The following is a 12,174-nucleotide window of genomic DNA, read 5'->3' on the forward strand; positions in this document are numbered from 1 at the left end:
AAAAATGCCCCGCAGGGGCATTTTAAGTAGGCCTGATAAGCGTAGCGCCATCAGGCAGATCGGCGCACCTTGCCGGATGGCGGCGTAAACGCCTTATCCGGCCTACTGTCGGCGCCATAGCGCACGCTAAAACGCTGCTTACGCCGGTAAGCATAGACATCCTCCACATGACCGTTTTTAATCCGCGTCTGCAGTTCGCGCCAGTAGTCGGCACGCAGCAGGTCGGCATGCATCTCCTCAAACAGCGGCCCGATGCGCGGGTCAGCGCACAGCCAGTGGCGGAACTCCTCCGGAAACACATCCCCCGGCGAGACGCTGTACCACGGCTCGCTGGCCAGCTCATCCTCGGGATAGCGCGGCGGCGGGATCTGGCGGAAATTCACCTCCGTCATATAGCAGATTTCATCATAGTCGTAGAACACCACCCGGCCGTGGCGGGTGACGCCGAAGTTTTTAAACAGCATATCGCCGGGAAAGATGTTGGCGGCGGCCAGCTGGCGGATAGCATTCCCATACTCTTCTACCGCATCGCGCAGCGCCTGGCCGTTAACCTGCTCCAGCCACAGGTTGAGCGGCACCATTCGCCGTTCAATATACAGATGACTGATGACAATCCGGTCGCCGAGGTCGGTCAGTTTGTTCCCCGCTTCCGCCTGCAGCAGCGCCAGCAGCGCTGGCGCGATTTGTCGTTTCTCCAGCACGAAGTTTTCAAACTCCTGCGTGTCCGCCATCCGCCCGACGCGGTCATGCTCCTTTACCAGCTGATAGCAGGCGCGCACGTGGGCGGCGGTCATCTCCTTTTGCGGCGCGAAGCGGTCTTTGATCACCTTGAACACCCGGTCAAACCCCGGCAGGGTAAACACCAGCATCACCATCCCGCGAATGCCCGGCGCCTCGATAAACTGCTCATCGCAGCGAGCGATGTAGTGCAGATATTCGCGATAGCTTTCAGTTTTGGCGTGCTTCTGGCAGCCAATCGCCATATACAGCTCAGCAGTGGTTTTACCCGGCAGGATCTCGCGCAGCCATTCCACCAGGGCGCCGGGCAGGGGCGCATAAACCATAAAATAGGAACGCGCGAAGCCAAAAACGATGCTCGCTTCGGCATGGGTGGTCAGGCAGGTATCGACAAACAGCTCGCCCTCGTCGCTGCGATGGATCGGCAGCAAGAAGGGCAGCGTGGTCATCGGCATCACCAGTTTGCCCACCAGCCAGGCGGCTTTGTTGCGATAGAACAGCTCATTGGCGACCTGTAGATGACAGGTGGCGAGCGGTTCCTCCCCCAGCGCCTCCTGCAGACTGGCAATGATATAGCCGATATCCCGCGCTTTATTTTGCCACGGCAGCCGCAGCGGCAGATCGGACAGCACTTTACCCAGCAGGTGCGACCAGCCGCGCTCTGGATAGAAATCTTTCGCCAGCGGGCGCGGAAGGGTGCGAAAAGGACGCTCGGGCTGCGAGCTGAAAATAAAGAGCCGCTCGGGGGTCAGCGAGCGGTGGTCAAACAGGCGGCAGTAGACCGAATTGAAAAAGCTCTCGGCAATTTCAAAACGAGGGTAATCCGGCAGCAAACGGGTGTAGTGGGCTTTCACCCGCAGCAAAAAGTCGGCATCCGTGCTTTTTCCCTCCGTGATGCAGCGCAGCTGCTCCACCACCAGACCCACATGGTGGTCATAGAGATGGATCCGCTGTTTCATCGCCTGCTGCACCGCATGCCAGTCGGCCTGTTCAAAGCGCTGCTGCGCGCCGGAAGTCACTTCGAGAAAACGCCCATACTGAGCGTCAAATCCCTGCAATATCGTTTGGGCAATCAGTAATTCCAGACCACGCGTCATCGAACTCCCCCATCCGGTACCACGTCAGGCCGGATGGCGCGCTCGCTTATCCGGTCTGGATCCCTTCACAGGCCCGGTGAGCGTCGTGCCACCGGGCATGGCTCAAAACTGATCTTCTTCGGTCGAGCCGGTCAGCGCCGTCACCGACGAGGCGCCGCCCTGGATAATGGTAGTGACCTTGTCGAAGTAGCCGGTGCCCACCTCCTGCTGATGCGAGACGAAGGTATAGCCTTCCGGCCCGGCGGCGAATTCCGGCTGCTGCACTTTTTCAACATAGTGGCGCATCCCCTCACCCTGAGCGTAGGCATGGGCGAGGTCGAACATGTTGAACCACATGCTGTGGATCCCGGCGAGGGTAATAAACTGGTATTTGTACCCCATGTCTGACAGCTGCTGCTGGAAGCTGGCGATGGTTTTATCATCGAGATTTTTCTTCCAGTTAAACGACGGCGAGCAGTTATAGGCCAGCAGTTTGCCCGGGAAACGCGCATGAATGGCTTCGGCAAAGCGACGCGCCTGCTCGAGATCCGGTTTCGACGTTTCACACCACACCAGGTCCGCATACGGCGCGTAAGCCAGCCCGCGGCTGATCGCCTGCTCGATCCCGGCATGAGTGCGGAAGAACCCTTCGCTGGTGCGATCTCCGGTAATAAACTCACGATCGTACGGATCGCAGTCTGAGGTAATTAAATCGGCAGCGTCAGCATCGGTACGGGCGATCACCAGCGTCGGGACCCCCATCACGTCGGCAGCCAGACGCGCCGCCACCAGTTTCTGTATCGCCTCCTGGGTTGGAACCAGCACTTTACCGCCCATATGACCGCACTTCTTCACCGACGCCAGCTGATCTTCGAAGTGAACAGCCGCTGCACCGGCTTCAATCATCGATTTCATCAGCTCAAAGGCGTTCAGGACGCCGCCGAAACCGGCCTCCGCATCCGCCACGATCGGCAGGAAGTAGTCGATAAAGCGCGGATCGTTCGGCTCAATCCCGGCTGACCACTGGATCTGATCGGCGCGGCGGAAGGTATTGTTGATCCGATCCACCACCGCCGGTACCGAGTTGGCCGGGTACAGCGACTGATCCGGGTACATGCTGGACGCCAGGTTAGCATCCGCCGCCACCTGCCAGCCGGAGAGATAAATGGCTTCGATGCCGGCCTTCGCCTGCTGCAAGGCCTGGCCGCCGGTCAGCGCGCCAAGGCTGTTGATGTACCCTTTCTTCGCCTCACCGTGCAGCAGACGCCACATTTTCGCTGCGCCAAGCTGCGCCAGCGTGCACTCCGGGTTCACCGAGCCGCGTAATTTCACCACCTCTTCCGCGCTGTACGGGCGGGTAATCCCTTCCCAGCGCGGGTTCGTCCACTCTTTGTTTAATTCTTCGATTTGTTGGGTACGGGTTTTCATGTGCAGATGCTCCATATTATTTCCTGGCTCCCCAGGCGTCATTGGTGAAGGACTAAATGGCGAACAACACCATCTGGCGATTAGGCCAGCAGGCGGTAGCCCGGTAATGTCAGAAAATCAATCAGTTCGTCGGAGGTGGTGATCTGCTCCATCAGCCGCGCCGCATCGTCAAAGCGGCCATGGCTGAAGCGGTGCTCCCCCAGCTCCTCCTGAATCACCATCAGCTCTTCCGCCAGCCACTGGCGGAACAGCGCTTTCGTGACCGGCGTGCCGTCGTTCAGGGTTTTCTGATGATGGATCCACTGCCAGATAGAGGTGCGCGAGATCTCGGCCGTCGCGGCGTCTTCCATCAGGCCATAAATCGGTACACAGCCGTTGCCGGAGATCCAGGCTTCGATGTACTGCACCGCCACGCGGATGTTGGCGCGCATCCCGGCTTCCGTGCGCTCGCCCTCGCAGGGGGCCAGCAGCTGTTCGGCGGTAATTGGCGCGTCCTCGCAACGGGTCACCGAGAGCTGATTCGGCTTGTCGCCGAGCACGCGGTTAAACACCGCCATGGCGGTATCCGCCAGTCCAGGATGGGCGATCCAGGTGCCATCGTGACCGTTGTTCGCCTCCAGCTCTTTGTCGGCGGTGACTTTATTCAGCACCTGACGGTTACGCTCGGCCTCTTTACTCGGGATAAAGGCCGCCATTCCACCCATCGCAAACGCCCCGCGTTTGTGGCAGGTCTTAATCAACAGCCGTGAGTAGGCGCTGAGGAAGGGTTTATCCATCGTCACCACCTGGCGGTCCGGCAGTACGCGGTCAGGATGGTTTTTCAGCGTCTTGATATAGCTGAAGATATAGTCCCAGCGGCCGCAGTTCAGGCCGACAATATGGTCGCGCAGCGCATGCAGGATCTCATCCATCTGGAACACCGCCGGCAGTGTTTCAATCAGCAGCGTGGCCTTGATGGTGCCGCGCGGCAGGTCAAAGCGATCTTCAGTAAAGCTGAAGACATCGTTCCACCATGCCGCCTCCTGCCAGGCCTGGGTTTTTGGCAGATAGAAGTAGGGACCACTTCCTTTCGCCAGCAGCGCCTGGTAGTTATGAAAGAAATAGAGCGCAAAATCGAAAAGACTGCCGGGAATGGCCTCATTACGCCAGGTCACATGCTTTTCCGGCAGGTGCAGGCCGCGCACACGGCATACCAGCACAGCGGGATTGGGCTGCAGTTGGTAGATTTTGCCAGCCTCATTGGTGTAGCTGATGGTCCCGTTCACGGCATCACGTAGGTTGATTTGGCCATCAATGACTTTACGCCAGTCCGGCGCCAGCGAATCCTCAAAGTCCGCCATAAAGACTTTTACGTTAGCATTCAGCGCGTTAATGACCATCTTGCGCTCGACGGGGCCGGTAATTTCAACGCGGCGATCCTGCAAATCCGCCGGGATACCGCGAATGGTCCAGTCGCCATTTCTAATGGAAGCAGTTTCCGAAATAAAATCCGGCAGCTGCCCATCGTCAATAGCCTGCTGCTGCTGCAGACGCGCGGCCAGCAGTTTATTGCGCGCCGGCGTAAAGCGGCTCACCAGTTCCGTCAGGAATTCTACCGCCTCAGGCGTTAAGATCTGCTTCTCCTGCTCGCCATAGGGCTGACTAAAGGCCAGTTCATCGGTGATTGTCGCCTGCTGCGTCATTGTGCTGCTCCTCTTGGTTGATCCGCTGGAAGCGAGCGAAAGATCGTTGTGCAGTTTTCGCTCAGCACAATTAAGACTACTCAATTAATTTTCAAAATCAAAAACAATTTCCATTTTAATTTTAAAATGAGATTAACATATTGATAACAATGAAATTAAAGTTATCATCAGCCATGAGGTGAATTTCGGAAATAAAAAAGGCACCCGAAGGTGCCAGAGGCAAAGTGCTGAAACGCTTTAGGATCGTTTCGTGCGGAGTATTACTCCAGCGTTGGATTCATATGACGCAGATCGTATGGTGTAATCTGGTAGACGTAATAGTTCAGCCAGTTAGCGAACAGCAGATTACCGTGGCTCCGCCAGGTGGCGCGCGGTTTGTTCTGCGGGTCGTTTTGCGGAAAATAGTTGTGGGGAACCTCAGGGTTCAAACCGGCTTCCACATCGCGGAAATATTCACTTGCCAGGGTATTGGCATCGTACTCGGGGTGGCCGGTGACAAAGGCTATACGCTTATCTTTACTGGCGAACAGATACGCATCGCCCTCTTCCGTCTCCGCGAGGATCTCGAGATCGGTATAATCCCGGATAAGCCCTGCAGGAAAGTCAGCATAGCGTGAGTGTGGGGCCAGGAAAGAGTCGTCGAAACCGCGGGTCAGTAAAGCGTGTGGATGAAGAATATGGTGTTCATAAACGCCAGAAATCTTTTCGGCGCGGGTCTGCTTGGGAATGCCGTACAGAATATTCAGCGCGGCCTGAACCGCCCAACAGACGAACAGCGTCGAAGTGACGTGATCCTTGGCCCACTCCAGCACCTGTTTGATCTGCGGCCAGTAAGCGACATCATTAAATTCAACCAGGCCTAAGGGAGCGCCGGTGACGATCAGGCCGTCGAAGTTCTGATCGCAGATCTCATCGAAATTGCAGTAAAAGTTATTCAGATGCTCCGCCGGCGTATTACGTGACTCACGCGCATCGATACGTAATAACTGGATGTCCACCTGCAGCGGAGAGTTCGACAGCAGACGCAGGAACTGATTCTCCGTCTCGATTTTCTTCGGCATCAGGTTGAGGATTAACACCTTCAGGGGGCGGATTTCCTGAGTTGTTGCACGCGTTGTCGTCATCACAAAGACGTTTTCATTGCGCAAGAAATTGACGGCTGGTAGCTCGTCCTGCACCCGAATTGGCATAACTCTATTACCTCATAGCATACGTATAAACGTTTAGACATCCAGATAGCTGAAGATAACCAGGAATCGGGTGAATGTCGAGTCTGCATGTTCACGGTGAGAAAATTTCACGGCGCGCATTGAGTTAGAATATAAGAATGAAGAAAAGGAGAAAATATGGTTATTAGCATCCGCCGTTCCCGGCCTGATGAAGGGGATAAACTGATTGCGATCTGGTGTCGGTCAGTCGACGCCACGCACGATTTTCTGTCAAAAGCGTATCGGAGAGAGCTGGAGGAGCTGGTACGTGCCTTTATACCGGAGGCTCCGCTGTGGGTGGCGGTTAACACGGAGGACCAGCCGATCGCCTTTATGCTGCTGACCGGAGATCATATGGATGCGCTGTTCGTCGATCCGGATGTCCGCGGCTGCGGTGTGGGGAGATTGCTGATCGCGCATGCGCTGTCGTTAACGCCAACACTGACGACCAACGTAAATGAGCAGAATGAACAAGCGGTCGGGTTTTATCGGAGAATGGGTTTCAAAGTGACAGGTCGCTCTGAAACGGACGATCTGGGTCAACCGTATCCGTTATTGAATTTGATACATGAGCAGCAGGCTGAAGCAGACTACGATTGACGTCGGTAACTTTGCGGCATTGATGTCCCCTCGGCCAGCAGGTGGCCGAGGATCCGTAGCCCCGGTAAGCGCAGCGCCACCGGGGGAAGCATGTCGACACCCTCGCCGGAGGACAAAAACGCAAAAAAGCTCAGTCTTTCGACTGAGCTTTCTGCTTTATTTGATGCCTGGCAGTTCCCTACTCTCACATGGGGAGACCCCACACTACCATCGGCGCTACGGCGTTTCACTTCTGAGTTCGGCATGGGGTCAGGTGGGACCACCGCGCTAGTGCCGCCAGGCAAATTCTGTTTTATCAACACGTCCTGCGGACGCATCGATTAATCTGTATCGAAGCTGAAAATCTTCTCTCAAATCGCCAAAACATCTTCGGCGTTGTAAGGTTAAGCCTCACGGTTCATTAGTACCGGTTAGCTCAACGCATCGCTGCGCTTACACACCCGGCCTATCAACGTCGTCGTCTTCAACGTTCCTTCAGGAGACTTATAGTCTCAGGGAGAACTCATCTCGGGGCAAGTTTCGTGCTTAGATGCTTTCAGCACTTATCTCTTCCGCATTTAGCTACCGGGCAGTGCCATTGGCATGACAACCCGAACACCAGTGATGCGTCCACTCCGGTCCTCTCGTACTAGGAGCAGCCCCCCTCAATTCTCCAGCGCCCACGGCAGATAGGGACCGAACTGTCTCACGACGTTCTAAACCCAGCTCGCGTACCACTTTAAATGGCGAACAGCCATACCCTTGGGACCTACTTCAGCCCCAGGATGTGATGAGCCGACATCGAGGTGCCAAACACCGCCGTCGATATGAACTCTTGGGCGGTATCAGCCTGTTATCCCCGGAGTACCTTTTATCCGTTGAGCGATGGCCCTTCCATTCAGAACCACCGGATCACTATGACCTGCTTTCGCACCTGCTCGCGCCGTCACGCTCGCAGTCAAGCTAGCTTATGCCATTGCACTAACCTCCTGATGTCCGACCAGGATTAGCTAACCTTCGTGCTCCTCCGTTACGCTTTGGGAGGAGACCGCCCCAGTCAAACTACCCACCAGACACTGTCCGCAACCCCGATAAGGGGCCTACGTTAGAACATCAAACATTAAAGGGTGGTATTTCAAGGTTGGCTCCACGCAGACTGGCGTCCACGCTTCAAAGCCTCCCACCTATCCTACACATCAAGGCTCAATGTTCAGTGTCAAGCTATAGTAAAGGTTCACGGGGTCTTTCCGTCTTGCCGCGGGTACACTGCATCTTCACAGCGAGTTCAATTTCACTGAGTCTCGGGTGGAGACAGCCTGGCCATCATTACGCCATTCGTGCAGGTCGGAACTTACCCGACAAGGAATTTCGCTACCTTAGGACCGTTATAGTTACGGCCGCCGTTTACCGGGGCTTCGATCAAGAGCTTCTCCTTACGGATAACCCCATCAATTAACCTTCCGGCACCGGGCAGGCGTCACACCGTATACGTCCACTTTCGTGTTTGCACAGTGCTGTGTTTTTAATAAACAGTTGCAGCCAGCTGGTATCTTCGACTGGTCTCAGCTCCATCCGCAGGGACTTCACCTACACACCAGCGTGCCTTCTCCCGAAGTTACGGCACCATTTTGCCTAGTTCCTTCACCCGAGTTCTCTCAAGCGCCTTGGTATTCTCTACCTGACCACCTGTGTCGGTTTGGGGTACGATTTGATGTTACCTGATGCTTAGAGGCTTTTCCTGGAAGCAGGGCATTTGTTACTTCAGCACCGTAGTGCCTCGTCATCACACCTCAGCCTTGATTATCCGGATTTGCCTGGATAACCAGCCTACATGCTTAAACCGGGACAACCGTCGCCCGGCTAACATAGCCTTCTCCGTCCCCCCTTCGCAGTAACACCAAGTACAGGAATATTAACCTGTTTCCCATCGACTACGCCTTTCGGCCTCGCCTTAGGGGTCGACTCACCCTGCCCCGATTAACGTTGGACAGGAACCCTTGGTCTTCCGGCGAGCGGGCTTTTCACCCGCTTTATCGTTACTTATGTCAGCATTCGCACTTCTGATACCTCCAGCAACCCTCACAGGCCACCTTCGCAGGCTTACAGAACGCTCCCCTACCCAACAACACATCGTGTCGCTGCCGCAGCTTCGGTGCATGGTTTAGCCCCGTTACATCTTCCGCGCAGGCCGACTCGACCAGTGAGCTATTACGCTTTCTTTAAATGATGGCTGCTTCTAAGCCAACATCCTGGCTGTCTGTGCCTTCCCACATCGTTTCCCACTTAACCATGACTTTGGGACCTTAGCTGGCGGTCTGGGTTGTTTCCCTCTTCACGACGGACGTTAGCACCCGCCGTGTGTCTCCCGTGATAACATTCTTCGGTATTCGTAGTTTGCATCGGGTTGGTAAGTCGGGATGACCCCCTAGCCGAAACAGTGCTCTACCCCCGAAGATGAGTTCACGAGGCGCTACCTAAATAGCTTTCGGGGAGAACCAGCTATCTCCCGGTTTGATTGGCCTTTCACCCCCAGCCACAAGTCATCCGCTAATTTTTCAACATTAGTCGGTTCGGTCCTCCAGTTAGTGTTACCCAACCTTCAACCTGCCCATGGCTAGATCACCGGGTTTCGGGTCTATACCCTGCAACTTAACGCCCAGTTAAGACTCGGTTTCCCTGCGGCTCCCCTATACGGTTAACCTTGCTACAGAATATAAGTCGCTGACCCATTATACAAAAGGTACGCAGTCACACCCGAAGGTGCTCCCACTGCTTGTACGTACACGGTTTCAGGTTCTTTTTCACTCCCCTCGCCGGGGTTCTTTTCGCCTTTCCCTCACGGTACTGGTTCACTATCGGTCAGTCAGGAGTATTTAGCCTTGGAGGATGGTCCCCCCATATTCAGACAGGATACCACGTGTCCCGCCCTACTCTTCGAGTTCACAACCTGTGCATTTTGGTGTACGGGACTATCACCCTGTACCGTCGGACTTTCCAGACCGTTCCACTAACACACAAGCTGATTCAGACTCTGGGCTGCTCCCCGTTCGCTCGCCGCTACTGGGGGAATCTCGGTTGATTTCTTTTCCTCGGGGTACTTAGATGTTTCAGTTCCCCCGGTTCGCCTCGTTAACCTATGTATTCAGTTAACGATAGTGCAACGAATTGCACTGGGTTTCCCCATTCGGACATCGCCGGTTATAACGGTTCATATCACCTTACCGACGCTTTTCGCAGATTAGCACGTCCTTCATCGCCTCTGACTGCCAGGGCATCCACCGTGTACGCTTAGTCGCTTAACCTCACAACCCGAAGATGTTTCGTAAAACATCATCGTGTCGCGAAAATTTGAGAGACTCGAACACACATTAACTGTGTGTCGTTTCAATTTTCAGCTTGATCCAGATTTTTAAAGAGCAAATATCTCAAACGTCACCCGAAGATGAGTTTTGAGATATATCGGTACGCGTCTTTCACTCACGAACCAGCAAGTGGCGTCCCCTAGGGGATTCGAACCCCTGTTACCGCCGTGAAAGGGCGGTGTCCTGGGCCTCTAGACGAAGGGGACACTGAAGTCTCAATCGCAAGACGCCTTGCTTCTCTACTTTCATCAGACAATCTGTGTGAGCACTACAAAGGCAGGTTCTTTAAGGTAAGGAGGTGATCCAACCGCAGGTTCCCCTACGGTTACCTTGTTACGACTTCACCCCAGTCATGAATCACAAAGTGGTAAGCGCCCTCCCGAAGGTTAAGCTACCTACTTCTTTTGCAACCCACTCCCATGGTGTGACGGGCGGTGTGTACAAGGCCCGGGAACGTATTCACCGTAGCATTCTGATCTACGATTACTAGCGATTCCGACTTCATGGAGTCGAGTTGCAGACTCCAATCCGGACTACGACATACTTTATGAGGTCCGCTTGCTCTCGCGAGGTCGCTTCTCTTTGTATATGCCATTGTAGCACGTGTGTAGCCCTGGTCGTAAGGGCCATGATGACTTGACGTCATCCCCACCTTCCTCCAGTTTATCACTGGCAGTCTCCTTTGAGTTCCCGGCCTAACCGCTGGCAACAAAGGATAAGGGTTGCGCTCGTTGCGGGACTTAACCCAACATTTCACAACACGAGCTGACGACAGCCATGCAGCACCTGTCTCACAGTTCCCGAAGGCACCAAGCCATCTCTGGCAAGTTCTGTGGATGTCAAGACCAGGTAAGGTTCTTCGCGTTGCATCGAATTAAACCACATGCTCCACCGCTTGTGCGGGCCCCCGTCAATTCATTTGAGTTTTAACCTTGCGGCCGTACTCCCCAGGCGGTCGATTTAACGCGTTAGCTCCGGAAGCCACGCCTCAAGGGCACAACCTCCAAATCGACATCGTTTACGGCGTGGACTACCAGGGTATCTAATCCTGTTTGCTCCCCACGCTTTCGCACCTGAGCGTCAGTCTTTGTCCAGGGGGCCGCCTTCGCCACCGGTATTCCTCCAGATCTCTACGCATTTCACCGCTACACCTGGAATTCTACCCCCCTCTACAAGACTCTAGCCTGCCAGTTTCGAATGCAGTTCCCAGGTTGAGCCCGGGGATTTCACATCCGACTTGACAGACCGCCTGCGTGCGCTTTACGCCCAGTAATTCCGATTAACGCTTGCACCCTCCGTATTACCGCGGCTGCTGGCACGGAGTTAGCCGGTGCTTCTTCTGCGGGTAACGTCAATCGACAAGGTTATTAACCTTATCGCCTTCCTCCCCGCTGAAAGTGCTTTACAACCCGAAGGCCTTCTTCACACACGCGGCATGGCTGCATCAGGCTTGCGCCCATTGTGCAATATTCCCCACTGCTGCCTCCCGTAGGAGTCTGGACCGTGTCTCAGTTCCAGTGTGGCTGGTCATCCTCTCAGACCAGCTAGGGATCGTCGCCTAGGTGAGCCGTTACCCCACCTACTAGCTAATCCCATCTGGGCACATCTGATGGCATGAGGCCCGAAGGTCCCCCACTTTGGTCTTGCGACGTTATGCGGTATTAGCTACCGTTTCCAGTAGTTATCCCCCTCCATCAGGCAGTTTCCCAGACATTACTCACCCGTCCGCCGCTCGTCACCCGAGAGCAAGCTCTCTGTGCTACCGCTCGACTTGCATGTGTTAGGCCTGCCGCCAGCGTTCAATCTGAGCCATGATCAAACTCTTCAATTTAAGTTTGATGCTCGTGAATTAAACTTCGTAATGAATTACGTATGTTCACTCAGAGACTTGGTATTCATTTTTCGTCCGAGGACGTTAAGAATCCATGTCACTTTGAGTGCCCACACAGATTGTCTGATAAATTGTTAAAGAGCAGTTGCGACGCGCTTTAGCGCTCTGTCGCGAGGTGGCGTATATTACGCTTTCCTCTTTCAGAGTCAACCCGTTTTTCAGGATTTTTCTCTTCAACCGAACCGGCTGTTTGTGTGAAGTGATTCACAT

Annotated in this window: 5 protein-coding genes, 1 tRNA gene and 3 rRNA genes; 1 reads left to right on the forward strand and 8 read right to left on the reverse strand. The window is 54.7% G+C overall.

Translation table 11 applies throughout. From position 1 onward, the window contains the following. Window positions 1-50: 50 nt before the first annotated feature. The 4 genes from aceK to metA all read right to left on the reverse strand — a co-directional run bounded on the left by aceK (window position 51) and on the right by metA (window position 6,114). The gene (gene aceK, locus LGM20_RS24115) at window positions 51-1,835 is read right to left on the reverse strand and encodes a bifunctional isocitrate dehydrogenase kinase/phosphatase (RefSeq protein WP_023291610.1); all 1,785 of its coding nucleotides are present in this window, start codon (window positions 1,833-1,835) and stop codon (window positions 51-53) included. A gap of 102 nt (window positions 1,836-1,937) precedes the next feature. Continuing rightward, window positions 1,938-3,242, reverse strand: coding sequence for an isocitrate lyase (gene aceA / locus LGM20_RS24120; RefSeq protein WP_004206828.1), 1,305 nt, complete (start codon window positions 3,240-3,242; stop codon window positions 1,938-1,940). Between the two features lie 80 nt (window positions 3,243-3,322). After that, a complete protein-coding gene (gene aceB / locus LGM20_RS24125; protein ID WP_044525116.1) occupies window positions 3,323-4,924 on the reverse strand; it encodes a malate synthase A in 1,602 nt (533 codons plus the stop codon). A gap of 260 nt (window positions 4,925-5,184) precedes the next feature. Next, complete coding sequence (gene metA / locus LGM20_RS24130; protein ID WP_004206830.1) at window positions 5,185-6,114, reverse strand: homoserine O-acetyltransferase MetA; 930 nt, start codon at window positions 6,112-6,114, stop codon at window positions 5,185-5,187. 156 nt (window positions 6,115-6,270) lie between these two features. Here metA and LGM20_RS24135 point away from each other — a divergent pair, with 156 nt between their 5' ends. Beyond that, a complete protein-coding gene (locus LGM20_RS24135; RefSeq protein WP_032454547.1) occupies window positions 6,271-6,732 on the forward strand; it encodes an acetyltransferase in 462 nt (153 codons plus the stop codon). Between the two features lie 165 nt (window positions 6,733-6,897). Here LGM20_RS24135 and rrf read toward each other — a convergent pair. The 4 genes from rrf to LGM20_RS24155 form a co-directional block, all read right to left on the reverse strand. Then, window positions 6,898-7,013, reverse strand: a 5S ribosomal RNA gene (gene rrf, locus LGM20_RS24140). A gap of 98 nt (window positions 7,014-7,111) precedes the next feature. Continuing rightward, a 23S ribosomal RNA gene (locus LGM20_RS24145) occupies window positions 7,112-10,013 on the reverse strand. Between the two features lie 190 nt (window positions 10,014-10,203). After that, window positions 10,204-10,279: transfer RNA gene (locus tag LGM20_RS24150), tRNA-Glu, on the reverse strand. A gap of 85 nt (window positions 10,280-10,364) precedes the next feature. Then, window positions 10,365-11,904 (reverse strand): 16S ribosomal RNA (locus LGM20_RS24155). Together the 16S, 23S and 5S rRNA genes with 1 tRNA gene alongside form the textbook arrangement of a ribosomal RNA operon. Between the last annotated feature and the right edge of the window lie 270 nt (window positions 11,905-12,174).

The sequence above is a fragment of the Klebsiella quasipneumoniae subsp. quasipneumoniae genome (assembly GCF_020525925.1).
In the GTDB taxonomy this organism is placed as follows: Bacteria; Pseudomonadota; Gammaproteobacteria; order Enterobacterales; family Enterobacteriaceae; genus Klebsiella; species Klebsiella quasipneumoniae.